This is a genomic window from Mesorhizobium sp. CNPSo 4684, assembly GCF_057784315.1.
The window spans coordinates 162,811-188,516 of sequence record NZ_JBWLUX010000012.1 but is presented as its reverse complement, the minus strand read 5'-3'; the positions used below and the strand labels follow the sequence as shown (position 1 = coordinate 188,516).

The 25,706-nt window shown below is 63.1% G+C and carries 24 protein-coding genes; 11 read left to right on the top strand and 13 right to left on the bottom strand.

What is annotated here, in order from left to right; translation table 11 throughout:
- Nucleotides 1-204: 204 nt before the first annotated feature.
- Both AC04SG_RS13385 and AC04SG_RS13380 read left to right on the top strand, forming a co-directional pair.
- Nucleotides 205-369 (top strand): DUF3309 family protein, encoded by a 165-nt coding sequence (locus AC04SG_RS13385; RefSeq protein ID WP_352557115.1) that lies wholly within the window; start codon nucleotides 205-207, stop codon nucleotides 367-369.
- A 102-nt stretch (nucleotides 370-471) separates the two neighbouring features.
- Nucleotides 472-1,686 carry an NAD(P)/FAD-dependent oxidoreductase gene (locus AC04SG_RS13380; RefSeq protein WP_488551412.1) on the top strand — a complete coding sequence of 405 codons (1,215 nt, stop codon included), beginning with the start codon at nucleotides 472-474 and terminating at the stop codon, nucleotides 1,684-1,686.
- Between the two features lie 87 nt (nucleotides 1,687-1,773).
- Here AC04SG_RS13380 and AC04SG_RS13375 read toward each other — a convergent pair whose 3' ends face one another.
- Nucleotides 1,774-2,196, bottom strand: coding sequence for a hypothetical protein (locus AC04SG_RS13375; RefSeq protein WP_488551411.1), 423 nt, complete (start codon nucleotides 2,194-2,196; stop codon nucleotides 1,774-1,776).
- Between the two features lie 80 nt (nucleotides 2,197-2,276).
- Nucleotides 2,277-3,473: a TCR/Tet family MFS transporter gene (locus AC04SG_RS13370; protein ID WP_488551410.1), complete on the bottom strand. Its 1,197-nt coding sequence runs from the start codon at nucleotides 3,471-3,473 to the stop codon at nucleotides 2,277-2,279.
- 159 nt (nucleotides 3,474-3,632) lie between these two features.
- On the opposite strand from AC04SG_RS13370, the gene AC04SG_RS13365 reads away from it, so the two are divergent.
- The gene (locus AC04SG_RS13365; RefSeq protein ID WP_488551409.1) at nucleotides 3,633-4,271 is read left to right on the top strand and encodes a TetR/AcrR family transcriptional regulator; all 639 of its coding nucleotides are present in this window, start codon (nucleotides 3,633-3,635) and stop codon (nucleotides 4,269-4,271) included.
- A gap of 13 nt (nucleotides 4,272-4,284) precedes the next feature.
- Here AC04SG_RS13365 and AC04SG_RS13360 read toward each other — a convergent pair whose 3' ends face one another.
- The gene (locus tag AC04SG_RS13360) at nucleotides 4,285-5,451 is read right to left on the bottom strand and encodes an MFS transporter (RefSeq protein ID WP_488551408.1); all 1,167 of its coding nucleotides are present in this window, start codon (nucleotides 5,449-5,451) and stop codon (nucleotides 4,285-4,287) included.
- Between the two features lie 94 nt (nucleotides 5,452-5,545).
- The gene (locus AC04SG_RS13355) at nucleotides 5,546-5,776 is read right to left on the bottom strand and encodes a DUF1127 domain-containing protein (RefSeq protein WP_112566363.1); all 231 of its coding nucleotides are present in this window, start codon (nucleotides 5,774-5,776) and stop codon (nucleotides 5,546-5,548) included.
- A 126-nt stretch (nucleotides 5,777-5,902) separates the two neighbouring features.
- Here AC04SG_RS13355 and AC04SG_RS13350 point away from each other — a divergent pair, with 126 nt between their 5' ends.
- On the top strand, nucleotides 5,903-7,420 hold the full coding sequence (locus AC04SG_RS13350) for a winged helix-turn-helix domain-containing tetratricopeptide repeat protein (protein WP_488551407.1): 1,518 nt from the start codon (nucleotides 5,903-5,905) through the stop codon (nucleotides 7,418-7,420).
- A 293-nt stretch (nucleotides 7,421-7,713) separates the two neighbouring features.
- Entirely contained in the window at nucleotides 7,714-8,007 is a 294-nt protein-coding gene (locus AC04SG_RS13345; RefSeq protein ID WP_142868762.1) for a DUF6916 family protein, read from the top strand.
- A 42-nt stretch (nucleotides 8,008-8,049) separates the two neighbouring features.
- Here the strand turns inward: AC04SG_RS13345 and AC04SG_RS13340 are convergent, their stop codons facing one another.
- The 4 genes from AC04SG_RS13340 to AC04SG_RS13325 all read right to left on the bottom strand — a co-directional run bounded on the left by AC04SG_RS13340 (nucleotide 8,050) and on the right by AC04SG_RS13325 (nucleotide 10,320).
- Nucleotides 8,050-8,589 (bottom strand): GNAT family N-acetyltransferase, encoded by a 540-nt coding sequence (locus tag AC04SG_RS13340; RefSeq protein WP_488551406.1) that lies wholly within the window; start codon nucleotides 8,587-8,589, stop codon nucleotides 8,050-8,052.
- Complete coding sequence (locus AC04SG_RS13335; protein WP_488551405.1) at nucleotides 8,589-9,122, bottom strand: phage tail protein; 534 nt, start codon at nucleotides 9,120-9,122, stop codon at nucleotides 8,589-8,591. Before AC04SG_RS13335 ends, AC04SG_RS13340 begins: the two co-directional genes overlap by 1 nt.
- A 61-nt stretch (nucleotides 9,123-9,183) precedes the next feature.
- Complete coding sequence (locus AC04SG_RS13330) at nucleotides 9,184-9,714, bottom strand: phage tail protein (RefSeq protein ID WP_488551404.1); 531 nt, start codon at nucleotides 9,712-9,714, stop codon at nucleotides 9,184-9,186.
- Between the two features lie 75 nt (nucleotides 9,715-9,789).
- Entirely contained in the window at nucleotides 9,790-10,320 is a 531-nt protein-coding gene (locus AC04SG_RS13325) for a phage tail protein (RefSeq protein ID WP_488551403.1), read from the bottom strand.
- Between the two features lie 474 nt (nucleotides 10,321-10,794).
- Between AC04SG_RS13325 and AC04SG_RS13320 the strand changes: the two genes are divergently transcribed.
- Nucleotides 10,795-15,360, top strand: a complete 4,566-nt coding sequence (locus tag AC04SG_RS13320) for a putative Ig domain-containing protein (protein WP_488551402.1) — start codon at nucleotides 10,795-10,797, stop codon at nucleotides 15,358-15,360.
- A gap of 199 nt (nucleotides 15,361-15,559) precedes the next feature.
- On the opposite strand, the gene AC04SG_RS13315 is transcribed toward AC04SG_RS13320, so the two are convergent.
- The 5 genes from AC04SG_RS13315 to AC04SG_RS13295 form a co-directional block, all read right to left on the bottom strand.
- Nucleotides 15,560-16,117: a dihydrofolate reductase family protein gene (locus AC04SG_RS13315; protein WP_488551401.1), complete on the bottom strand. Its 558-nt coding sequence runs from the start codon at nucleotides 16,115-16,117 to the stop codon at nucleotides 15,560-15,562.
- A gap of 152 nt (nucleotides 16,118-16,269) precedes the next feature.
- Nucleotides 16,270-17,370 (bottom strand): alcohol dehydrogenase family protein, encoded by a 1,101-nt coding sequence (locus AC04SG_RS13310; protein WP_488551400.1) that lies wholly within the window; start codon nucleotides 17,368-17,370, stop codon nucleotides 16,270-16,272.
- A gap of 8 nt (nucleotides 17,371-17,378) precedes the next feature.
- On the bottom strand, nucleotides 17,379-18,758 hold the full coding sequence (locus AC04SG_RS13305) for an aminotransferase (protein WP_488551399.1): 1,380 nt from the start codon (nucleotides 18,756-18,758) through the stop codon (nucleotides 17,379-17,381).
- A gap of 32 nt (nucleotides 18,759-18,790) precedes the next feature.
- Nucleotides 18,791-20,284 (bottom strand): NAD-dependent succinate-semialdehyde dehydrogenase, encoded by a 1,494-nt coding sequence (locus AC04SG_RS13300; protein ID WP_488551398.1) that lies wholly within the window; start codon nucleotides 20,282-20,284, stop codon nucleotides 18,791-18,793.
- Between the two features lie 129 nt (nucleotides 20,285-20,413).
- Complete coding sequence (locus tag AC04SG_RS13295; protein ID WP_488551397.1) at nucleotides 20,414-20,902, bottom strand: Lrp/AsnC family transcriptional regulator; 489 nt, start codon at nucleotides 20,900-20,902, stop codon at nucleotides 20,414-20,416.
- A gap of 83 nt (nucleotides 20,903-20,985) precedes the next feature.
- Between AC04SG_RS13295 and ehuR the strand changes: the two genes are divergently transcribed.
- The 5 genes from ehuR (at nucleotide 20,986) to ehuD (ending at nucleotide 25,704) form a co-directional block, all read left to right on the top strand.
- The gene (ehuR, locus tag AC04SG_RS13290; protein ID WP_488551396.1) at nucleotides 20,986-22,371 is read left to right on the top strand and encodes a MocR-like ectoine utilization transcription factor EhuR; all 1,386 of its coding nucleotides are present in this window, start codon (nucleotides 20,986-20,988) and stop codon (nucleotides 22,369-22,371) included.
- A gap of 124 nt (nucleotides 22,372-22,495) precedes the next feature.
- Entirely contained in the window at nucleotides 22,496-23,281 is a 786-nt protein-coding gene (ehuA, locus tag AC04SG_RS13285; protein ID WP_210285109.1) for an ectoine/hydroxyectoine ABC transporter ATP-binding protein EhuA, read from the top strand.
- 64 nt (nucleotides 23,282-23,345) lie between these two features.
- Nucleotides 23,346-24,197, top strand: coding sequence for an ectoine/hydroxyectoine ABC transporter substrate-binding protein EhuB (gene ehuB, locus AC04SG_RS13280; RefSeq protein ID WP_352557105.1), 852 nt, complete (start codon nucleotides 23,346-23,348; stop codon nucleotides 24,195-24,197).
- Nucleotides 24,198-24,385: 188 nt separating this feature from the next.
- On the top strand, nucleotides 24,386-25,045 hold the full coding sequence (gene ehuC / locus AC04SG_RS13275) for an ectoine/hydroxyectoine ABC transporter permease subunit EhuC (RefSeq protein WP_488551395.1): 660 nt from the start codon (nucleotides 24,386-24,388) through the stop codon (nucleotides 25,043-25,045).
- Entirely contained in the window at nucleotides 25,045-25,704 is a 660-nt protein-coding gene (ehuD, locus tag AC04SG_RS13270) for an ectoine/hydroxyectoine ABC transporter permease subunit EhuD (RefSeq protein ID WP_112566166.1), read from the top strand. Before ehuC ends, ehuD begins: the two co-directional genes overlap by 1 nt.
- Nucleotides 25,705-25,706: the final 2 nt, after the last annotated feature.

Here is a 25,706-nt window from a genome sequence, read left to right as displayed (position 1 = left end):
GATTCTATCAAACGCCGAGTCCCTCCGAAGCCAACAGGCAGGATTCCTGCTTTTCTTAGCCGTCAAAAGAGACCGTAATCACTCCGGCTGCGCTTGCCCTTGGCGCGCAAGGGTTGCAAAGGCATTGGAACAGGATGGCCTGCCGCGAGTTTCTGTCTTCGAGCCGCGCGGCGTGAATGGCGCGGCAGCGCAAGGAGACGGCATATGGGCCTGGGTACCATTCTTATTATCATCCTCATCATCGCGTTGCTCGGCGGCTTCAGCGGCCTCGGTGGCGGACCGTTTTACGGCACCGGTTACTATGGCGGCGGCGGCCTCGGGCTGGTGCTGATCATCGTCATCATTCTGGTTCTCCTCGGGCGAATATAGCGTCGCCGACAGCGGCCGCCGAAGCTCGCAGCTCCGGCGGCCCATATTCGTTTGAAGACATCAATTGGCAGCTGAAGACATTGCCGGCGCCTGGAGACATTGGTGGCACGCAAACTCGACCTGCGCAGCGGCCGGCCGGTCTGGTTTGCCTATCGAGCTCCATCGGTGCCGACCGAAAAACTGACCCGCGATGTCAAGACCGACGTGTTGATCGTCGGCATGGGGATCAGCGGCGCCATGGCCGCCGAAACGCTGACTGCCGCCGGTCATTCGGTGATCTGCATCGACAGGCGCGGACCCTTGCAGGGATCGACCGCGGCGACGACGGCTCTGGTGCAGTTCGAACTCGATCAGCCGCTGACGAAACTTTCGGCAATGGTCGGCAAGGCCGATGCCGGGCAGGCATGGCGGCGGTCCCGGCTCGCGGTATCCAACCTTAGCGGAAGGATCGCCGAACTCGGCATCGACTGTCGGCTGACACCAGCCTCCTCGCTCTATCTGGCCGGCGATGTGCTGAACCCCTCCGCGTTGCGGGGCGAGGCAGAGGCGCGCCGGCAGGTCGGCATCGGCGCAAGCTACCTCACCCGCAAGGCGCTCGCCGACAGCTTCGGCATCGACCGCGCCGGCGCCATTCTCAGCCACGGCAATCTCGCGCTCGACCCGCGCAAACTGACTGCCGGCCTGCTGCTGAAAACCCTGCAGCGCAAGGCGCGTTTCTATGCGCCGGTACAGGCGACGGCGATCGAGGACAGAAGCGATCAGGTCGTCGTCGCCACCAGCAGTGGCCCGACGATCACCGCGCGGCATCTGGTGCTGGCCACCGGCTACGAACTGACCGACATCATGCCGAAGACCGCGCACAGCGTCGTCTCGACCTGGGCGATCGCCACGGCGCCGCAACCGAAAAACATCTGGCCGGGCTCTGCGCTGATCTGGGAGGCGTCGGAGCCATACCTATACCTGCGCGCGACGGAAGATGGCCGCGTCATCTGCGGCGGCGAGGACGAGGACTTCACCGACGAGGCACGCCGCGATGAGTTGATCGCCGACAAGGCGAAACGTCTGGCGAAGAAGCTGCATCGTTTGCTGCCGCGGCTCGACGTGAGGCCCGAATTCGCCTGGACCGGCTCGTTCGGGACAACCAGCACCGGCATGCCCTATATCGGCGCCCTGCCCCGGCATCCCCGCATTCATGCCGTGATGGGTTATGGCGGCAACGGCATCTCCTTCTCGCAGATCGCTTCGGAGATCGTCGCCTCGGCGATCGGCGGCGTAGAAGATGCGGACGCGAAGCTGTTTTCATTCAGCCGATCCTGATCGGGCGCCTTCGCCCGCCACGCCGCTCAGGCAATGAGTTCTACAGCACCGCGGATGAAGCTTCCGTCTTCAACCGGCCAGTGCATTTCAGGGTGTGCAACTGCTGACGCTTTTGAACGTCATTTCATTTCTGCAATCATATTCCGGAGGCCAGTCGTTGCTAATTCTGGTGCAGTATTGGGCGATTATGGCTTCCGCGCTGTACCGGCCAATGAAAATATCGGGCTTTATGGAATTGTCGGTTTGCAGACCGGTGAAAAAGCTGATTTCCGATCCGCTTTTGCAGGCATAACCGATCATCAGATCGTCTTTCATCCGACCGGCAATCTGAGCGCAGCCTGCAGGTCCAGGAAATGCATCCGAAATTTGAGTGATCTCCAGGCAGGTTCCGCGTTGCGGTTCGCGCCACTTCGAGTTCAAGGCGGGAAGATCATCCGCCAATGACGCCGTTGTCGCCGCGCCTAGAAATGCCATCTCGACAATGACAGAAATCAGGAAAGCCTTCTTCATCGATACCTCTCCCTGTTACATCCCGGTGAGCATGGCATATTTGCAAGGTCTGGTGTGTGAGCGGCTTTACTTAGGAAGATCTACGCGATCGCTGGCTCTGCGGAGCAAGCGGTTCGGGCGCCGAGAAGAACCAGCGGAATTGCGATTGCGTAGACGACCAGCACCGAGAGCCAGATGGCTCCGGGCCACTGCCTCTGGACGACGAAGTAGAAGGTCGAGAAGCCGAGTGGGGCGATGACCGAGGCCAGGCTGACGGCCGATGCCAGCACGCCCTGGAGTTGACCCTGGCGAGCCGGGTCGACCTGACGGGTGGCAAAGGCCTGAAACGCCGGGGCGCCGATGCCGGCCAGCGCGAAGACCGGCATGATGGCGAACACCATCCAGCCGTGATTGGCGAAAGCCATGGCGAGAAGGGCGATGCAGGCAAAACCTATGCCGGTGACGACGGCCCAGCGCTCGCCGAGCAATCTGGCTGCCGGGCCGGGCAGGAATGCCTGCACCAGGGTCTGGAAGACGCCGAAGGCGCCCAGCGAAAGGCCGATCCAGACACCGTTCCACTGGAACGTGTCGAAGCCCCACAGCGCCCAGCAGGTGCCGTAGGCTTCTCCGGTGGCGCTCATGATGAAGAACACGATCACGATCGGCAGAAGCCCCTTCAAAGAGAACACCCAGCGCAACGGCGCAAGCGGGTTGAGTGCGGCCAGATCGAGCTTCTGGCGGGCAGGTGCGCGCGACTCCGGCAGGATGAAAAAAGCCAGCAGCAGATTGCAGGCGTTGAGCACGGCGGCGGCGATGAAAGGCAACCGCAGCCAGTGGTCGCCGAGCAGACCGCCGAGAACCGGCCCGATGATGAAGCCGGCGCCGAACACGGCATTGAACAGGCCGAAGCGACGGGCGCGCTTGTCCTGCGGCGACACATCGGTGATGTAGGCCATCGCGACGGAGACATTGGCGCTGGTCAGGCCGGCAATGGCGCGGCCGAGGAACAGCATCGAGAGCTGCGGCGCGAAGGCCATGACGATGTAGTTGATGGCCGCACCGGCGAGCGAAATCAGCAGCACCGGACGCCTGCCAATGTTGTCGCTCAAGGCGCCGAGCATGGGCGCGAAGACGAATTGCATCAGCGCATAGAGCGCGGTCATGATGCCGATATAAGGTGCGATGTCAGGGCTGTGCGTCACCTCTTCGAGGAGGCGCGGGAGGATCGGGAAGATGAGGCCTATGCCGACGGCGTCGAGGCCGATCGCGGCGAAGATAACGGTAAGGGATTTGTTCATGGTGAGATCCAGACGATGAAAATGATGAGCCCCATGACGCGCGCCTTGCGCTGACGTCCTGGGTCTCTGCAGTCAGATCGAGCGGATAAGCTTGCTTTTCGGTCCGGCTCTTACTATACTCGATCCAAACTTGTACTCAGTACATATTCAAGGAAAGCCATGTCAACCCCGTCCGACCTCCGGGCCCGCAAGCGCCTCGCCACGCGGCAAGCCATCTCCGATGCCGCCACGCTCCTGTTCTTCGAGCGGGGCTTCGATGATGTGACGGTGGACGAGATCGCGGCGGCCGCCGATGTCGGGCGGATGACGGTGTTCAATCACTTCCCGCGCAAGGAGGACATGCTCTTCGACCGTGACGAGGAAGGCCGCGAGATGCTGCGCGAGGCTCTGCGACAGCGCGATCCAGGCATCGCGCCGATCGAGGCGTTGCGGCTGTTCGCGCATCGCCTGGTTGCCGAACGTAGCCCCGTCGTCGAATTCTCCGCCAGGAGCCAGGGCCTGATCAGGACGGTCGAGGGCAGCGAGACGCTCAAGGCGCGGGCGAGAGCGATACGGGATGAGCTGGCGGACGTGCTGACGGTAGCGCTGACTGAAGGCGCGGGGCGTGATGCCGCCGACCCCGACGCCCGGCTGGGTGCGGCGCTGCTCCTGACGACATGGAGTGTGGCCTTCATCCAGGCGCACCGGACGTTTCGAGAAACCCGCGACAGCGGCCAAGCGAGCGCGGCCTTTCTCGCTCTCGTCGACAAGGGCAGCATTGGCCTGAAAGCCGCAATGGCAGGCACGCCTTACGCCTGAGCAAGGTCTTCGCTCAACCCCGCCGTCTCTGCGCCGTCAGAAACACCACCAGCACACAGCACAGCAGGCCGAGCGACGACGGCAGTCCCTGATGTCCGGTCAGTTGCATTGCCAGCCCGGCCGCGGGCGAGCCGACGATGCCGCCTATGCCCCATACGATTCCGAAGGCGGCATTGCCGGCAATCAAGGCCTGGCCAGTGAAACGCTCGCCGAGCTGGATCAGCGACAACGTGTAGATGCCGAACGAGACCCCGCCCCAGACGAAGAAAAGCGGCCAGATCAGCCAATTGTTGAAGAGCAACGGCAACAGCAGGCAACCGGCCAGGCACACCAGGACACAGAACAGCATCATCCGCGTCGAGCCAAACCGTTCGGCCGCGCGCCCGAGCACGATCTGCAGCACGGCATTGCCGGCGATGAAACAGGTGATGAGCGACGCAATGCGCTGCTCGGCGCTGCCAAGTGCGGCGCCATAGACCGCGAACAGGGAAAGCAGGACCTGCTCGAAGGCGGCAGCGGTGAAAACGGCAAACAACAACAGCGGCGCCAGGGCAAAGAAGCCGCCGACCGACACCGCCTCGCCGTCATGCGGCATGTCGGGCAGGCGCGCTGCGACGGCAAGCACGATCAGGCCGCAGACCAGGAAGGCTGCGCTGCCGATGATGAAGGGCGGCCACCCTTGGGTGCCCACAAGGCCGAGCGACAGTGGGCCGAAGCCGAATCCGGCGGAAACAATGGAGGAGTAAAGGCCCATGATGCGGACCCGGCGCGCGGCGGGCGTGATTGAGACCAGCCAGGTTTCGCTGATCATGTAGAGCGGGTTGGCAAAGAAGCCGAGCAGGAAGCGCAACGGCATCCAGGCCCAGACGTCCTGCGTCCAGGCAATCGCGATCAGGGCGCTCGCTGCCAGGATTGAACACAGAACCGCAAAGCGCGCCGCGCCCACGCGCTGAACCAGCGCCGGCGTGAAGAGCGACGATACGATGAAACCCAGCGGCGTCATTGCCGCCGAGAGGCCGATCAGGCCCGGTGTCGTCCCCTGCCGTTCGAGGATGAAGCTGAGCAGCGGATAGGTCAGCCCCTGCGCGACGGCAAACACCGTGACGGTCGCGATGATGCCGGCCATCGCGGCCCACGGGATGCGGTTCTCGCGCGGTGACGTAGCGTCTTCGGCGCTCATGCAGCCTTCGAAGCAGGATCGGCAAATTCCGGCAAGTGCAAATACCGGCGAAGCGCCGCGGCACGCACAAACGGGCGATCCGGTATCATCCGGCTCACACTTGCCAGAAGCGTTTGACGATCTCTGCCTCGACCTGGCGTCTGGTCAGGCCGATATCGTCGATCAGATGCGGATTGGCCTCCGCCATCTGCTTCAGGTCCCAGCGAAAGCGTATCCGCTCACGCCAGGCCGCAATCATGCTGCGCGGGCCCGTCAGGTACCGGCGCGATGACGCCGCGGGTTTTTCCGGCCAGGCTGCCGGGGCAGAAGCAAGGGTATCGTTCATGGCAACCTCCATTCGGCTTAAGGGGCAAGAGCCCTCGGTTTGAAAGAGGCTGAATTCTGCAGCATGCGGACGGCGCCGTAATTAAGCCTTCCCAAATAGTTCTCAAAACTTCCAAACGGGCTATAGATGCGCGTTATGCAAGGAGTGCGCTTTGCCTTTGGTCCGTTCGTGCTTGATCCGGGTGCGGGAACGCTCCTTCGGGACGATGTCCCCGTCGCAGCCGGTCATCGCGGACTGCAACTGCTGGCGGCGCTCGTCGCACGGCCCGGCGAGATCCTGGCCAAGGCCGAGTTGATGGACGCGGCATGGCCAGGCACGGCCGTCGAGGAAGGCAACCTTACGGTCCAGATCGCGCAATTGCGCAAGCTGCTGGGTCCGGCCGCGAATGGCGGGGAATGGATATCGACGGTTCCGCGCGTCGGCTATCGCTTCACCGGCGCCATTGAACGGCTCGGCGATGCAAAGCGACAGCCTTTGCCGCTGCCCGCCAAGCCGTCGATAGCCGTGTTGCCCTTCGCCAATTTCAGCAACGACCCCGAGCAGGAAGCCTTCGCCGACGGGTTGACTGAAGACCTGATCACCGACCTGTCCCGGATCGGCGGCCTGTTCGTCATCGCGCGCAACTCGACCTTTGCCTACAAGGGCAAGGCGGTGGATGTGCGCGAAATCGCCAGGGAACTTGGCGTGCGCTATCTCTTGGAGGGCAGCGCCAGGCGTGCCGCCGGGCGCGTGCGCATCAACGCCCAGCTGGTTGACGCACTGAGCGGCGAGCATCTGTGGGCGGACCGCTTCGATCGCGGCCTGGAAGATATCTTTGCCGTCCAGGACGAGGTGACGGCCAAGATCGTCGAGGCGCTGCTTGGCCGCCTGCGCGCGCCCCTGCCGCGCAACCGGCCGGGGAATCTCGAGGCCTACGATCTGTGTGTGCGGGCCCGCAAGCTGATCGACGTCTCGCCAGAGACGGCGCGCGAAGCGCATCTGATGCTGACGCGCGCGGTTGCGCTCGATCCGGACTATGCCGAGGCCTATCGCTGGCTTGCCATGAACCACTGGATGGGATGGGTGCATTGGGGCGAAGCGATGGAGCCTGCCCGCGGCCTTGCCCTGGACCTGGCGCGCAAGGCCGTGGCGATCGATCCCAATGATGCCGGCTGTCACTGGGTGCTTGCCAACCTGCTTGCCTATGAGCGCAGATTCGATGAGGCGGACGCGGAATTTGCCAAGGCGTTCGAGCTCGACCCGAACGACGCCGACGCCTGGGCGACATTGTCCGACATCACGACCCTGGCCGGGCAGGTGGAGGAGGGCCTCGAGCAGATCCGCAAAGCGTTCCGTCTGAACCCGTATCCGGCAAGCTGGTACTATCTGACGCTCGGCCAGGCGCAATACGCGGCGCGCGACTACGAGGCCGCCGTCGAGACGCTGCGCCGGGAGGAGACCTATCGCACAAGCTCACGCCGCTTCCTGGCGGCGAGCCTCGCCCAGCTCGGCCGGCTCGATGAGGCGCGCGCCGAGGTCGCAATGTTCCTCGTCGCCAACCCGCATTTCACAACCCGTCACTGGGTCGAGACCGAGCCATTCCGCGACACTGCCACGCTCGAACATTTCGTCGATGGCTTCCGCAAGGCCGGCCTTCCGGAGTAACGGACCGGTCCGCGCCGATCGATGACGTTGCGCCCAGTATGATGCCAGCACCGGCGGCTCAATCCTGGCCAATGCTTGCGAGTCGCGAAGACGCTCGACCGATGTTGCTTTTGTGTGCAGTCAGGCGCCAGTGATTGGAGCGAAAGGCCAAGTCTTGCTGAAGAGGAATGGCTCGCAAGAACTTTCATGCCATGCCAAAACACGGTATCAATCGACCCGATCGGCGTGCCGTCCGTGACCAGACCAGGGGACGGTTGCCTGAGCGGCGCAAGGTGCGGGAAAGTGGAGGGGTTATGGGACTTGTGACGCTGGAGCATTTCGCGGGATGCGTTGGCAGCGCGTTCGACATCGACATGGGGGAGAGTTCGCTGCCCCTGACGCTGTCGGAGGCGCGGCCGCTGCCGGAAAGCGGATTTCCCGGAATGCGACGATCGCCCTTTTCCCTGATGTTCCGAAGCGGCTCGCAGGTGGTGCTGCCGCAAAAGCTCTACAGGTTGAAGAATGGGACACTGGGCAATCTGGAAATATTCCTGGTCCCTGTCGCCAGGGACAAGGAAGGCATCGTCTATCAGGCGGTCTTCAATTGAGAGTGCAGCCCGGTCGCGGAACGACCGGACAAGCAAGGCCGGTCAGGCCGTAGACCACTGCATTCCGATATGGGTATCGCTGGCCTCGACTTCCCTGAACTGAAGGCGGCGGTAGAGAGCCTGCGCGCGAATGTTGCGCCGCTCGACATGCAGAAAGACCCCCGATGCCCCGGAGGTTTTCGCATGGCCTTGAATTGCCTTCAGCAGGGCGATCCCTCGGCCACCGTTGCGCCATTGCGGCAGGAAACCGATATCGATGATGTGCCAGCGCTCGGCAGTGGAATCGACATAGAGCCGTCCGATCGGCTTGCCTTTTTCTTGCAGAATCAGGAAATCGGCGTTTGAAAATACGCTGACATAGTGGCGATGCTGAAGGTTGAATTGCCCGTCGATGAACGCCCGTTTCATCTCCTGCAGCCACGGCACGGGTTCCATTTCCTCCATGCGGAATGACCAGTAGAGCTGGCGCAGAAATGGAATGTCCGCGAGCGTCGCGCTGCGGGACGCGCGACGTGGAAAGCCAAGCCGAGAGTTTTCGCCGGCGGGAAATGCCGGCAACGCTTCTGCTTCGATCGAGACCATCAACCGAACGACGGAAAGACCCCCGACATCGCAATACTGTAATTCAGCGCGAGGTAAGGCTGGCGATTCTCGTGCGGCTGACTGTTCCCGGTAATGCCAAGCATGGTGGGCAGGAATTGCACGTTCACCTGCGCGTTGGCCACAAAAGGACTGGTGCTTCCCGGCGGGGCCAATGAATTGCCGGCAGAGGGCGACCCCGTTTTCTTGGCCAGATCCGGCTGGTTGTATATTGTGAACTGATGCATGTGCGCCGGCATTTGCGCCACCGTCAGCGTCTCGCTGCTTGCGCCAAACGTCTCACCGATGATGCGGCTTGAAAGGCCGGGGCCCGTGCCCTGGTTGCAGCCGGCGCGGTTGGTAAAATTGGGCAGCTGAAAGGTGGTCGTGCCATTGCCGCCGTAATTGGTGCCAAGCAGCGCGAACAGCGCCGAATTTTGCTGGATCGGAACAACGGCACCATTGCAGGACGCCCACCCGCGCGGAGCGAAGCTGAAGCCGAAGACCTGTATCTCACCGAGGAAGGGCTCAGTCATTGGAATGTCCTTGCTATCTGGATGGCGAACCGGTTTCCATAAACAATCCCAGGCGCGGGGCTCAGCTCTGCGATGGGTAAATTCCCGCCCATGCAATGCAGAACTGCACTGTCAGCGTCGGCATAGTGTTGTCGTGCGGCGAGGTCCCGCCGACACTCTGCGTCGATTGTGGGGCGGTGACATAAGCCGTCGCGCCGGTAATATCGGTCACATACATGGTGTCATTCGAGATGGCACCGAGTTCGGCCGTCGTGTTGACCGCTTTGCCATCTGCGCTCAACGTGGTCGCGGTCATCGAATGATTGTGCTGCGGCATCTGCTGGGGGAGCAGGGTGACGTTCTCGCTGCCAGCCACCTGGCCCAGGACATAGTTCGAAAGGCCAGACCCGGTTCCCTGGTGGATGGGCACACGACCGGAGAGACTGGGCACGGCGAACGTAGACTGACCATCGCCGCCATAGGTGGTGCCGATCAGTGTAAACAGCACCTCATATTGCGAGATGGGATACAGCCCCCCGTCGCAGGCGAACCAACCGTTCGGCACGCGCGAAAAACCGAACATGCGGATCTCTCCGACAAAGGGCGTGGTCATCGATGGATCTCCTCCGGGCAGTAATTTGGCGGGCAGTAATTTGGCGTGCAGTGATCTGGCGATGGCTCGGAGGCATCAACTGCGTGATGGGAATATCCCGGTCATGGCTATGTTGTAGTTGATGGTCTCGTAGGGCTGTATGTTCGAGTGTGATTGGTTGCCGCCGACATAGGTGACGGTCGGAGCCGCCAAGGGAACCACGCGGCCATTCGGCGCGGCATAGATGGCATTCGTGGTGGTGCCATAGAGCGCACCGCTGGGATTGCGCGCCGCACCCGCTGCGGTGGTTGCGTTGCCCACATGGTTGTGGGCCGGCAGTTGCTGAGACAGCAGTGTGACGTTTTCAACGCCGCCGGTTTCACCCCACTGATAGGCTGACGGGTTCCAGTTCGGATCTGCGGATGGGCCAAAGCCGACCGGGGTGCGGCTTTGCAGGTTGGGCAGGGCGAAGGTCGTTGTGCCATTGCCGCCATAGGTGGTGCCGAGCAGCGAGAACAGGGCCTGGTTCTGAGCGATGGCGATTATCGAGCCATTGCAAAAGGCGAAGCCCTTTGGCGCGAATCCGAACCCCGTCATCATGATCTGCCCGAGGAAATATTCGGCCATTAGCTCCCCCTAATATTGTTCAGAAAGTTCCTTGAATTCATCATTGCTCATAAACCGTGGATTCTGCAAGCGGAGTTTTTCTACATGGTAGACATGGTGAAGACTGTATGATTTACTTTGCCTTCGAATCCGATGGGGATGATCGCACTCGGATTCTGCGTCAGCTAAAGATTTGATCGGCCGATATTTTTCGCTTCGACACTAAAGCGTATCGATTGGCGCCACTGGGGGCATGCATTGGGTCGGACTGTAAAGTATTGCGCCGGGCGTTCGGATGCGTTTGCCAGCGGGTTCCTGCTGTGGGTTGTCATGCTTGCGTTTGTTGGCATGGCTGCCTTGGCGCCATCCGAGGCACAGGCTGCGCCATCCCTAGGATGCCCCGCCCCGATAACGTTTACCGTGGCATCTGGCGGCTCTCACCAGATCGACGCGTCGTCATGCGATCCTTTCGGAACAAACCCACAGAGCCAGGTGGTGCAGCCCGCACACGGCCATGTCACCATCGACAACCCGTCAGCCGGTCTCCTGACTTATGTCAACAATGGCGACGGCGCCCTGTCGGACAGTTTCACCTTTGAAGATGCCTCCGCGGGTGTCGTCACGGTCAATATAACCGTCCAGCCTGCCACCTCGCCCATCACCGTCAGCCCCGCAAGCCTGCCAACGCCGGCAGTCGGCGTTTTCTACGACCAGACACTTTCCTCTAGCGGCGGCGTGGCGCCCTATACCTATACGCCGGGCGGCGGCAGCTTGCCGCCGGGGCTCAGTCTTGCGTCCAACGGCAGGATTTCCGGCACGCCGACGGGCTCAGGCCCTTACAACTACACCGTGCATGTGGTGGATTCCACGGTTGGCACGCCTTTGACAACCGACAAAAGCTACAGCTTCATTGTCCCAGGACCCACCCTGGTCGTTTCGCCGACCAGCCCGCCCGCAGGTGCCGTAGGCTTTGCATACAGCCAGCAACTCACCACCAGCGGCGGCACCGCGCCCTATACTTACAGTGTCGAGATTGGCCCACTGCCGGCTGGACTGAGCTTGTCTTCCAGCGGCCTGATTTCCGGAACGCCGAGCGCTCAGGGCACCGTCACATTCAAGGTCAAGTCGCAGGACAGCACAACGATCTCGACCGGCGGCGTATGGTTCGTTACCCAGGACATAACCGTCGTCATCAATGCCGCGCCGACCATCACTGTGGCTCCGCCAACCGTGCCTGGTGCTACGGTTGCATCGCCCTACAGCGCGACGATTTCCGCCAGCGGCGGCACGGGCCCCTATACATTCACCATCAGCGCGGGGGCGCTTCCATCCGGGCTAAGTTTGAACACGAATACAGGCCTGCTTTCCGGCACGCCAACCGCCGGCGGCACATTCAATTTCACCGTGCAGGCAACCGATAGCAGCGCCGGGCCCGGACCGTTCAGCGGCACACAGGCCTATACGCTGACGATTGCCGCGCCGACCATCAGCTTGCCGGCAACGACAATGGCAGATGGCACGCTTGGCGCGGCCTATTCGGCGGCCCTCAACCCGGCGACCGGAGGCACTTCGCCCTACACATATGCGGTGACAGCCGGAGCCCTGCCGCCGGGCGTGGCGCTGTCCGGCGCGGGTGCGTTTTCGGGAACGCCGACCGCAGAGGGAACTTACAATTTCTCTGTAACCGCGACTGACAGCAGCACGGGCACGGGACCCTATTCGAGTGCGCCGCAGGCCTACACGCTCACCATCGTCAACATTCCGCCGGTTGCCAACCCGGTGTCGGCCACGGTTGCCTATGACAGCAGCGCCAATCCGATCACGCTGAACATCACAGGCGGCACGCCGACGTCGGTTGCAGTTGGCACAGCGGCCACCCACGGCACGGCCACGGCCAGCGGCACATCGATAAGCTACACACCCACCGCCGGTTACGCCGGTCCCGACTCGTTCACCTACACGGCAACGAATACGGCCGGAACGTCCGCGCCAGCGACGGTCACCATCACGGTCAGCAATCCGACGGTCGTCGTCGCGGCATCCGGGGCTTTGACCGCGCAGGTTGGCGTGGCCTACACGCAGACTTTCACCGCATCCGGTGGTGCTGCGCCGTACACACTGTCGGTAAGCGGCTTGCCGGCTGGCCTTTCCGCCACGGGGACGACAGCCAACAGCGTGACCGTTTCCGGAACGCCGACAGAAGCCGGCAGCTTCGCCCTCAACGTCACGGGCAATGATAGCAGCACCGGAAATGGCCCGTTCGCGATTGCGCAGCCCTTCACGCTCACTGTCGCTGCGCCAACGCTTTCCATGACGCCGGCGGCGGGAACGCTTAGCGCCGCCTATGGCGCGGCCTACAGTCAGCAGTTCTCAGCGTCCGGTGGCACGGCGCCCTATGCCTACACCGTCAGCGCCGGCGCGCTTCCAGCGGGCCTCGCGCTCGATCCTGCGACCGGGCTGCTCTCGGGAACACCTACTGCGACCGGCCTGTTCACCTTCTCGGTTAGGGCAACGGACAGCAGCACCGGTGCCGGCGCACCGTTTGCCAGAACGCAAAACTACGTCTTGCAGGTTGGCGCACCGACCATCACGATCGCTCCGGCCTTGCTGGCGGATGCGACCGCAGGGGCTGCCTACACGCCAGTCTCCCTTGTCGGTTCCGGCGGCGTTGGTCCCTACAGCTTCACTGTATCTTCCGGTCCGCTGCCGAATGGCATGTCGCTCACTACGGCGGGCGTTCTTTCGGGGACGCCGACGCAGTCCGGCACATTTCCGATCACGGTTCAGGCGCAAGATGCCAATGGTCAGACGGGCACCCAAAGCTACAGTCTGCAGGTCCTGGTGCCCGGCCTGACGGTGTCGCCCGCCAGCCTTCCGGGCGGTGTGGCCGGAACCGCCTACAGCCAGCCGCTGTCGGCGAGCGGCGGCAATAGCCCTTACAGCTTTGCAGTAACCTCGGGTACATTGCCCGCAGGCATAACGCTCACGGGAGATACGCTCGCAGGCACGCCGACCGTTGCCGGCTCCTTCTCCTTCACCGTGACGGCGACCGACAGCACGACGGGTACTGCGGCGACCGGGTCCCGGCCCTATACGCTGATTATTTCAGCGCCGACCATCACACTGGCACCAGCCACCTTGCCTCCAGGCCAATACAGCGTTGCCTACAGCCAGACGCTGACGGCCAGCGGCGGCACCGGGCCTTACACCTACGCGCTGACCGGCACCCCACCGGCCGGAATATCGCTGTCCTCAGCGGGCGTGCTTTCGGGCACGCCGGCAGAGTTCGGCTCGTTCGCCATCACCGCCACGGCGACCGACAGTTTCGGTTTCACCGGCACGGCAAATTACACGCTGGTGATCGGCAACAACCCGCCGGTTGCCAACCCGGAGACGGCTGAGACGCTTGAAGGTCAGCCCGTGACCATCCACGTCACGGACAACGATACCGGGACCATCACCTCGGTGGCGATTGCCACCGCGCCCGCGCACGGCACCGCGTCTGTCAGCGGAATCGACATCGTCTACACGCCGGGAGCGTCCTTTAACGGATCGGACTCACTGACGTACACAGCGACCGGACCTGGCGGAACCTCGGCGCCTGCCACCGTCACGATCAACGTCAGGCCAATCCCGGTCCCTGTCGCGCAAAATGTCACGACATCGTCCGGCAAGGCTGTGGTCGTCGACCTGACAAAGGATGCGGTCGGCGGACCGTTTACCAGTGCGGCCCTGGTTTCGGTGCCTCCGCCGTCCTCGGGAACGACTGTGCTGAACGGGTTCCAGATGACGTTCACGCCGACGGCAACCTACCAGGGCACGGCCACAGTGACCTTCACCCTGACCAATGCCTATGCGACGTCGGCGGTGACGGCGATCACAATCGAGGTCGTCGAGCGTCCCGATCCGACGCTGGACAGCGAGGTCATGGGTATCCTCAACGCCGAGACCGCCGCGACGCGCCGTTTTGCAACCTCGCAGATCGGCAACTTCCAGCAGCGCCTGGAGGGCCTGCATGACAGCGACAATGGCCAGGAGCCCACGGATGGTCTGGCCTTCGTCCAGGGCATCGTGCTCTCCTTCGACAGCACCTGCGGCGAAGCCGAACAAGCGGCAAAAGGGCCAGACTGCGGTCGCAGCAAGGCGTCCGACCCGAACTGGCCGTTCAAATCGTCCCTCGACGACACGACCACATCGGGCACGCCCGGCGGCTTCGGCACCGGCAGCTTCGGCCACAGCAAGGTGACCATCTGGACCGGCGGCTCGATCAACATCGGCGAGCACGACGGCGACGACGGCTACAAGTTCGAGACCACGGGCCTCAGCGCCGGCGTCGACTATCGCTTCAGCCGCGCTTTCGCGATCGGTCTGGGCATGGGTTACGGCCGCGATGTCAGTGACATTGGCGACAATGGCAGCCGCAGCACCGGTAAGGCCTACACAGCGGGACTCTATGCCAGCTATCATCCCGGCCAGGACTACTTCATCGACGGTCTGGTCGGATATCAGTGGCTGTCGTTCGACTCGAAGCGTTATCTGACATCCGGAGGCGGCTTTGCCAACGGCGAGCGCGACGGTGGCCAATGGTTCGCCTCGGTGTCGGCCGGCAAGAAGTTCGAGATCCAGGAATGGCAGATTTCGCCCTATGGGCGTCTCGACGTGGCGAAGGCGACGCTGGATGCCTTCACCGAAAGTGGCGATCCGTCCTCGGCCCTGCATTATGGCGAGCAGGACATCAGCACCACGACGGGCAATCTCGGCCTGACGCTCGCCTACAAGTTCGCCGCCGAGTTCGGCGTGGTTTCGCCACAGGTGAGGCTGGAATACCAGCACGACTTCCAGGGCGACAGCGCGATCACCATGAACTACGCCGACATGTTCGGCGGGCCGATCTATCACACGTCGATCGACGGGCTCGGCAAGGACCGCTTCATGCTCGGCCTCGGGGTGAATGTGCAGACGGTGCAGGACTTCAACATGCGGCTGGAATATCGCGGCCTGTTCGGCAGCGACGGCGATACCGACAATGGGTTCCTGGTCAATCTGGGCAAGACGTTCTGACCTTCGCCCGAAACAATATCGCGCATCCTGTTTTTCACCTCGCGGCCTGACAACCGCAAGGGTTTCGCTTTTTGGAACCGGCGTTGTGAAAAAAGCATCCCGCTGCCGATGGTGCATGCGGGCGAGAGCACCCGGCGATCACGTCCACCGGCGGCTACGACGAGGTGCATCTGCGCGGCTATACCGGCATTGGCGTCGCTCACGTCGCGCGATGGGTCTGCGCCACCGCACCTCCCGGAAAGGCTTTCGAGCTCATCAGCTTGAGCGACGCTGGCGCGGCGAGTTCGGAAAACAACGGCAGGCCTTTGCCCAGCGCCACCGGGTGCACCAGCAGAACAAACTGGTCGACCAGCCCCCGGGCGACGAGACTGCGGGCAAAGCTGGCTCCACCATGGGCGATGATCGGCTTGCCTCCTTGAGCTTTCAGCGTCGCGATTTCCTCCGCCAGGTCACCGCTTGCCACATAGGCCTGAGCCCAACTCCCTGCGCCGGACTGCAGCGCGGCCGGCTGTGCGTCATTGGACGCTGTCGACTTGTTCGTCAGGATCGCCGGCCCCTGTCGTGAGAAGACAGCCTTGGGGATCCGATTCATCGGCGGCGCGAACATGTCGGTGGAGGTCGGCCAGTGTGCGGCCATGCTAAGGAATGTGCGGCTGCCCATAACGTGCAGGCTGGCGTTCCCTACGGTTTCGACAGACCAGGCCTTCGCGTCCTGATCGCTGCCGAACATCCATTTGTTCGCGCCATCCAGATCCACTCACGAAGCCGTCGATCGACATGGACATCTTCAGGATCAAGTCTCTCACGGCTTCCTCCTTGGGGTAATGCTAACCCAAGGACGGCGCGGATCGACAAACCCCGACAGCTCGTGATGATTTTCTTACTCGTACGAAAGCACCTCCTGCCAGGTCAGCCATTGATCCACATGGCGTCCGGCACGACCACCAGCTTGCCGACAAAATCCTTGGCGATAAAGTCGGCCTGCGCCTTGTGGAAATCGGACAGTTTGTAGACACCGCCGACCAGCGGCCGGATTTTCTTGGCCTCGATGTAGCGGACGATGCGGCGGAAATCGGCGCGCGTGCCCTGGCTCGATCCGTGCAGTTGCAGCTGCTTGAGATACATGGTCCTGAGATCGAGCTGCACCACCGGCCCGGCGATCGCGCCGGCTGTGGTGTAGCGGCCTTCGGGTCGGAGAATGCGCAACAAGTCGTTGAAGATCGCCCCGCCGACGAGATCGGCGACCACGTCGATCGGCTGGCCGCCGGTCGCCTCATTCACCGCGGCAGGCAAGTCGGCGACGCCGCGGGGGATGACGGCCTCGGCGCCGATGTCGCGCACCGCCTGCTCCTTGCCCTTGCCGACGACAGCATAGGGTATGGCGCCGCGCGCTCGCGCCAGCTGCACGATGCCCGAGCCGACGCCGCCGGAGGCACCGGTGACCAGCACGCGCTCACCGGCCTTAAGTGCGGCGCGCTCCAGCATCTGCTCGCCGGTGAGGTAGGCGCAGCAGAAGGTGGCGAGTTCGACGTCGCTCATCTCGTTGTCGACGACATGCGCATTCTCGGCCGGCACCGTCTGGTACTCGGCATAACCGCCATCGCGGCCGTGGCCCATATAGTCGATGTCGGCGAGCGAATCGTCGTCGCGGTTGTAGATGGAGAAATCGACCATCACCCGTTCGCCGATACGGTCCGGCGAGACGCCTTCACCGACGGCCGCAACAATGCCGACCGTGTCGGTGCCCTGGATGCGCGGGAAAACAAGCGTGTTGCCTTGGCGCCGCCAGGTCGACACGGCGGCAGCGTCCTCTTCCGTGCCATAGGCGCCCTGGCGCACCCAGACATCGGTGTTGTTCATGCCGCAAGCGCTGACCTTGACCAGCACTTCACCCAGGCCGGGCGTAGGTACTTTCACATCGGTGCGATAGACGAGTTTCTCCGGTCCGCCGTGCCCTGTGAGCAGCACGGCGGCCATGGTGGCGGGAACGGTCTTGGTCATGGCATTCATCGTTGGTCTCAAAGATTGGCAAAAACGCTGTTGACGGCATCGGCGGCCTTCGACACGACGATGTCGGCTTCCTCACGGGTCAGACAGAGCGGCGGCGCGAAGCCGAGTATGTCGCCCTGCGGCATGGCGCGGCCGATGACACCGCTGGCGGCAAGCGCCGTCGCCACCTGTGGCCCGATCTTGAGCGAAGCGTCGAAGAACACACGGTCGTCCTTGTCGGCGACGAACTCGACCGCCGCCAGCATCCCGTCGCCGCGCACGTCGCCGACATGTTTGTGGCCACCGACGGCCTTGACGAGTTCGGCGCGGAAATAGGCACCCGTCTCGCCGGCGTTCTTCACCAGATCCATCTCGTCGATCAGTTCGAGATTGGCGACGCCTGCGGCAACGCAGATCGGATGCGCCGCATAGGTCCAGCCATGGCCGAGCGAGCCGAGCTTGTCGGAACCCTGCACCAGCACCTGCCACATCTTGTCGGCGACGATGACGCCCGACAGCGGCGCATAGGCCGAGGTCAGGCCTTTGGCGATGGTGACCAGGTCCGGCTTGATGCCATAATGGTCCGAGCCGAACATGGTGCCGAGACGACCGAAGCCCGTCACCACCTCGTCGGCGACCAGCAGCACGTCATACTTCTTCAGCACCGCCTGGATCTTTTCCCAATAACCGGCGGGCGGCGGGACGATGCCGCCGGTGCCGAGGATCGGCTCGCCGATGAAGGCGGCGACGGTTTCGGGGCCTTCGGCAAGGATCATCTCCTCGAGCTTGTCGGCGCAATGCTGCGAGAACTGCTCCTCGCTCATCGAACGGTCCGCGCGGCGGAAATAGTACGGCGCCTCGGTGTGCAGCACCGGCGCGCGCGGCAGGTCGAAAGCATTGTGGAAGAGGTCGAGCCCGGTCAGCGATCCCGTCATCACGCCAGAGCCGTGATAGCCGCGCCAGCGCGAGATGATCTTCTTCTTCTCCGGCCGCCCAAGCACGTTGTTGTAGTACCAGATCAGCTTGATGTTGGTTTCGTTGGCGTCCGAACCGGAGAGCCCGAAATAGACTCTGGACATGCCCTTGGGCGCACGGTCGATGATCATCTTGGCCAGTGTGATCGAGGCCTCGGTGCCGTGACCGACATAGGCGTGGTAGTAGGCGAGGTTCTTCGCCTGGGTGGCGATGGCATCGGCGATCTTCTGGCGGCCGTAGCCGACATTGACGCAATAGAGGCCGGCAAAGGCATCGATGCTCTTCTTGCCATTGTTGTCCCAGACGGTGACGCCTTCACCACCGGCCATGATGCGCGTCGGCGATTCACCGCGCGCATGCGTGCCCATATGGGTCGAGGGATGGAAAAAGTGGTCGCGATCCCAGGCGTTGAGTTCGTTGGACTGGTCGAGCATTTTTTGACTCCTTGAGCGATGGCCGGACGGACTTATGCGACGTCCAGGCAGAGATATTTCAGATCGGTGAAAGCCTCCAGCCCGTGGCGTGAGCCCTCACGGCCGATGCCGGATTGCTTGACGCCGCCAAAGGGTATCGGCGCGCCGGTGATCTTGACGCGGTTGATGGCGACCATGCCGTAGTCGAGTGCACGGCCCATGCGCTGCTGACGGCCGCCGTTCTCGGTGACGACATAGGCGACGAGGCCGTATTCGGTGGCGTTGGCGCGGGCGATGACCTCGTCCTCGCTATCGAAAGGCGTGACGGCGGCGACCGGGCCAAAAGTCTCCTCGCGCATGATCAGCGCCTCGTCAGTGACATCGGCCAGCAGCGTCGGCTGGTAGAACAGCGGCCCGGCCTGATGTCGCTTGCCGCCGGCGAGGCACCGCGCGCCGCGAGCGATGGCATCGGCAACCTGTTCCTCGACCTTGATGACGGCGCGCTCATGCATCAGCGGCCCGATGTCGGTGCCGTCGGCAAGCCCATTGCCGGTCCGCAGTGCCTCAATGCGCCTGGCGAAGGCGGCGCAGAAGCGATCGTAGATCGGGCGCTGGACGTAGATGCGGTTGGCGGCAAGGCAGTCCTGGCCCGATGTGGCGAATTTGGCGTTGATGGCAATGCTCACGGCCTTGTCGAGATCGGCGTCCGCAAACACGATCAGCGGCGCGTGGCCGCCAAGCTCCATCACCAGCCGCTTCATCGTCGGCGCACTTTGCGCAGCGATCAGCCTGCCGATCTCCGTCGAGCCCGTGAAGCTCATGGCACGGACGCGTGCATCCTCACACATGCGGCCGACGATGGTCGCCGCTTTGCCGGTGATGACGTTGAAGACACCGGCGGACAGGCCGGCACGCTCGCCGAGTTCAGCCAGCGCCAGTGCCGACAGCGGCGTTTCCGAGGACGGATGCGCGACGATGGTGCAGCCGGCGGCAAGGGCGGCCGCTGCCTTGCGGGTCAGCATGGCGGACGGAAAATTCCACGGCGTGACGACGCCGACAACACCAAGCGGCTCGCGCCGCACCATCATCTCGGCGTTCGGCAGATGGCTGGTGACGCTCTCGGCATTGAGGCGCTTTGCTTCCTCGGCATACCACTCAACGAAGGACGCGGCGTAGTCGATTTCGCCGAGCGATTCCTGCAGCGGCTTGCCCTGTTCCAGTGTCATCAGCAGAGCAAGATCGTCTTTCGCGGCGATGATCAGTTCGAACCATTTTCGCAGAATTTTCGAGCGCTCCTGCGGCAACAGGGAGCGCCAGGCTGGAAAGCCGCGCGCGGCGGCATCGATTGCTTTTGTCGTTTGCTGCGCATCGAGCGCCGCGACGAAAGCGACAGTCGCACCGGTGGCCGGATCGGTGACCTCGAAACTTTCCGCCGCCTCGCTTGCCGTCCAATGCCCGTCGACATAGGCGAGTTCGCGCAGCAGCCGGCGGTCGGTGAGCCGGTCGAGCGCTTCATGGCGATGCGAGCGGGCGAAATGCGCGGACATGGTCGAGGCCTCCCGGTTCGGACTGATGCGGGAAGCCTATCCGTCATGAGCAGACAGAGAGGCTGTTTGCGTGCCCGGCCGCAGAGAGAATCTCTCTATTCTGCCGCCTTGGCAGACAATCTCTCCGGCCTACGATGCCGGAAGCAGGTCGGCGACGGGGAGAACGATTTCTTCCTTCACCGTCTTGGTGACAATGTAGGTGAAGTAGCGGTCGATGCCGATCTCGCGCTCGAGCAAGCCATCGACCAGCCGCTGATAAGCGTCGATGTCGCGCGCCATCACCTTCAGCACATAGTCGACGCCGCCGCCCACCGACCAGCAGGCGACGATCTCGGGGATGTCGCGGATGACGCGTTCGAAGCGGTCGAAATCGGCCTGGCGGTGGCTGGCCAGCGTCACCTCCATCAGTACGGTGGCGACCGGCGCCACGACGCGCATGGCGATCCTGGCGTGATAGCCCGAGACGATGCCGGCCTTTTCCAGCTTGCGCAGCCGCATCCAGCACGGCGTCGGCGACAGGCCGACCTGCTCGGCCAGCGCCAGCTTGGTGATGCGCCCGTCGCGCTGGATGGCGTCGAGGATTTTCAGGTCGATCGCGTCGAGTTTGGCTGATGTCATCGGCGTCCGCTTTTTTGTCGGCATCACCATGATGGCGCATTATTTCGATTGTCAATTGCACTGATTTCGATCTCTAATAAGTCATGACATTGTGGCAACCCGATCCCGCGCTCCTTCGCCGGCCAGCCTATCAATCGCTGGCCGACCAGTTCGCGCGCGCCATCCATGACGGGCGCCTCGCCAATGGCGCGCGGCTGCCGACGCATCGCCGGCTGGCCGATGATCTCAAATTGTCGGTGCAGACGGTCAGCCGCGCCTATGAAGAACTGATCCGACGCGGCCTGATTTCAGGCGAGATCGGCCGCGGCAGCTTTGTCCAGACCCAGCGCCGCGAGCCGGAGCCACCCTATCTGCCGGAGCGCCTCGGCGAAGTCATCGACCTCTCCATCCTGAAGCCGGTCTGCGAACCGATGCATCTGGAGCGGCTGAAGCAGGCGCTGGGCTGGCTCGCCGAAAACCTGCCGTCGAGTTCGGCGCTGTCGTTCCGGCCCAACATGGTATTTCCGCGCCACCGCGCGGTGGCGGTGGACTGGCTGAGACTGTGCGGGCTCGACATTTCCGCGCAGAATATCAGTCTCACCAACGGCGCCACCGCGGGGATGACGGTAGCGTTGATGAGTGTGGCGCCGCCGGGCTCGACCGTCGCCACAGAAGCCATCGGCCACCACACGCTGGTGCCGCTAGCCCGCTATCTCGGTTTCAACCTCGAAGGCCTGCCGATCGACGGCAATGGCCTGATTCCGGAAGCGCTCGACGAGGCCTGCCGTCTCACCGACATTCGTGCGGTCTTCGTGCAGCCTTCGGTGATCAACCCGACGGCGACGCTGATGGACGCACGTCGGCGTGAGGAGATCGCCGCAGTCGCGCGCAAGCACGACATCGCCATCATCGAGAACGATGTGCTGGGTCCGCTGGTTGACGACCGGCCGCCGCCGGTCGCCGCGTTTGCACCGGAGCGCACGCTTTACGTGACGTCCTTCACCAAGATCACCGTGCCTGGCCTGCGCATCGGCTATCTCGCCGCGCCCGACCGCTACGTTGCGGCTGTGGCCAACCGGCACCTGGTGTCCAACTGGATGGCGACGCCGCTGGTGGCCGAGATCGCCACCAAATGGGTCACTGACGGTACGGCGATGGAGCTCGTGCGCTGGCAGCGCGCGGCCTTGCGGCGGCGCCAGGACATCGCGGGCGAAGTGCTGGCCGGGGTCGATTACCGCGCCCGGCGCGACGGGCTGCATATCTGGTTGCCATTGCCGGCCGACCGCGCCGAGGAGAGCTTTGTCGCCCAGGCTCGCCTCCAGGGCGTCGCGATCGCGCCCGGCACCTCCTTCCGCATCTCGAACGCGCCCTGGCATCCGGCGGTGCGCATTTCGCTGGGCTCGACCACCGAAGGGGAACTGCGCGCCGGCCTCGGCGTTGTCACCAAGCTGCTGCTTGGCGATCCGGAGCACCTGCTGCTCGCAATCTGAGCGGAAATTGCCCTGAAATTGTGCGGTCGCGGAAATATTGTCATGATATTATTTTCCTAATTGACATGATTTGGCGCCTTCCGCATCGTTAAGGGCACAGGCTTCTCCAGCAGGGGAAATTCATTTGTCCACACCCATCATCAAGGTCGACGCCATTTCGAAGAGCTTCGGCTCGTTCAAGGTGCTCGACGGCCTGTCGATGCAGGTCATGCCGGGCGAGAAGCTGGCGCTGATCGGCCCGTCCGGCTCGGGCAAGACGACGATCCTGCGCATCCTGATGACACTTGAGAAGATCGACGGCGGCCATATCCAGATCGATGGCGAGCAGCTCTATCACATGGAGCGCAATGGCCAGCTGCTGCCCGCCGACGAGCGGCATTTGACCAAGATGCGCCAGAAGATCGGCATGGTCTTCCAGCTGTTCAATCTCTTTCCGCACAAATGCGTCATGGACAATGTCACCCTGGCGCCGATGCTGACCAAGGGCACGCCGCGCGCCGCTGCCGAAAAGCGGGCAATGGAGCTGCTCGACATGGTCGGCATGGCCGACAAGGCGAAGTCGATGCCGGCGCAATTGTCCGGCGGCCAGAAGCAGCGCGTGGCGATTGCGCGTGCGCTGGCGCTGTCGCCAAAGATCATGCTGTTCGACGAGGTGACGTCGGCGCTCGATCCGGAGCTGGTCGAAGAGGTGCTCAACGTCATGCGCAAGCTTGCCGCCGAGACCGACATGACCATGCTGCTCGTCACCCACGAGATGGGCTTTGCCCACGACTTCGCCGACCGCGTGCTGTTTTTCGACCGCGGCAGGATCGTCGAGGAAGGCAAGCCCGACGAGATTTTCCGCCATCCCAAGCAGGAGCGCACACAAGGCTTCCTGAAGAAGATCATCGCGGCCGGACATCGTGTCTGACCGCTTTGCGGGGCGGAAGACCGCCCCAGACAAAACCAAGAAGACAAACAAGGAGTTGGGAACAATGAAGAAACTTGGCATTCTGGCCGGCGTCGCCGGTCTCGCACTGACGGCGGTACTCGCGGCTTCAAGCACCGGTTCGGCCGATGACAGTAAGCTCGAGCAGCTGAAGGCGCAGGGCTTTGCCCGAGTCGCGATCGCCAACGAGCCGCCCTATACGGCGGTCGCCGCCGACGGCAAGGTTTCGGGCGCGGCGCCCGACGTGGCCCGCGAGATCTTCAAGCGTCTCGGCGTTGGCGACATCGTCGCGTCGATCTCAGAGTATGGCGCCATGATCCCCGGACTGCAGGCCGGCCGCTTCGACGTCGTCACCGCCGGCCTGTTCATGAAGCCGGAGCGCTGCGCAGCGGTCGTCTATTCGGAACCGGTGCTGTGCGACGCCGAGGCGATGCTGGTGAAGAAGGGCAATCCGAAGGGCTTCAAGAGCTACGAGGATGTCGCCAAGGACACGTCAGCAACGATCGGCGCGCCGGGCGGCGGCACCGAAGAGAAGCTGGCGCTCAACGCCGGCGTGCCGCGCGAACGCGTCATCGTCGTGCCGGACGGCCAGAGCGGCCTGAAGATGCTGCAGGACGGCCGCATCGATGCCTACTCGCTGCCCGTTCTGTCGATCAACGACCTCGTCAAGAAGGCTGCCGACCCGAACCTCGAAGTCATTGCGCCTGTGCAAGGCGCGCCGGTCTATTGCGACGGCGCCGCCTTCAAGAAGGGCGATGAGGCATTGCGTGATGCCTTCGATGTCGAACTGGCCAAGCTGAAGAAATCCGGCGACTTCGCCAAAATCATCGAGCCCTACGGCTTCTCGGCGGCAGCAGCGATGTCAACGAGCCGAGACAAGCTCTGCGCCGCGAAATAGCGCGTTTTTGCCTTCTCCCCGTTCACGGGGAGAAGGTGGCCCGAAGGGCCGGATGAGGGGCAGCGCCACACCTTCGTAAGTTCGCGCTGCCCCTCATCTGCCTGCCGGCATCTTCTCCCCGTTAACGGGGAGAAGGAAGCTTTCGCCGCCGCCTCGCACAACCGCAAACGTGGGAACCCTCCAACTCAATGACCCAGTGGTCCGGCTATCTCGGCCTGATATTGCAAGGAGCGCTTGTCACCATCGAGCTGACGCTGATGGGGTCGGTGCTTGCGCTGATCATGGCCTTCCTTGCCGGCATGGGGCGCGTGTCGCGCTTCTTTGCGCTGCGCTGGCTGGCAACCGTCTATATCGAATTCTTCCGCGGCACCTCGATCTTCGTGCAGCTGTTCTTTGCCTATTTCGTGTTGCCGTTGATCGGCCTCGAGCTGACCCCGCTGCAGGCCGGCGTGCTGGCGCTGGGCTTGAATGTCGGCGCCTATGCGGCGGAAGTGGTGCGCGGCGCCATCCAGTCGGTCGGTCGCGAACAATATGAGGCCTGCATCGCACTCAATCTCGGCCGCTGGCAAGGCATGCGCCACATCATCCTGCCGCAGGCGCTGCTGATCATGCTGCCGACCTTCGGCAACAACGCCATCGAGCTGCTCAAGGCGACTTCCGTGGTGTCGCTGATCTCGCTCGCCGATCTCACTTTCCAGGCGCAGGTCGTGCGTTCGCAAACCGGCAACACACTGGTGCCGTTCACCACCATCCTGATCATCTATTTCGCGCTGGCGCTGATCATTTCCTGGGGCGTGCGTTCTCTGGAACGCCGCATGGCGCGTGGCCTCGATGGGGTGCGCGTCTGATGGAGTGGGATTGGAACTTTGTCTGGGAGATCATGCCGACGCTGATCCAGGGCGTGAAGATCACCATCCTGGCGACGCTGCTCGGCTCCGTGCTGGCTGCTATTGTGGGTCTGGGCATCGCGTTGGCGCGGCGCTCGCCCAACAAGGTTCTGTCACGCACCGTCGGCTGGGCGGCTGAATTCATCCGCGGCACGCCGCTTCTGGTGCAGCTCTATTTCATCTTCTACGTGTTGCCGGATTTCGGCATCCTGTTGCCGCCGCTGGTCGCCGGCGTCATCGGGCTTGGCCTGCACTACGGCACCTACACGGCCGAAGTCTATCGCGCCGGCATCGACAACGTGCCGCGCGGCCAGTGGGAAGCGGCCAAGGCCTGTAATCTCAGCGCCACGCAGACCTGGACCAACATCATCATCCCGCAGGCCATCCCGCCGATGATCCCCGCGCTGGCCAATTATTTCATCGCCATGTTCAAGGAGACGCCGCTGCTGTCGGCGATCACCGTGCTGGAGCTGATGAACCAGGCCAAGAGCGTCGCCAACACCTATTATCGCTACATCGAGCCGATCACGCTGGTCGGCGCTTTCTTCCTCGTCATCAGCCTCTTTTCGGTCGTGCTGCTGCGCTGGCTGGAACATCGCTACGGCAAGATCGAAAGGTAATT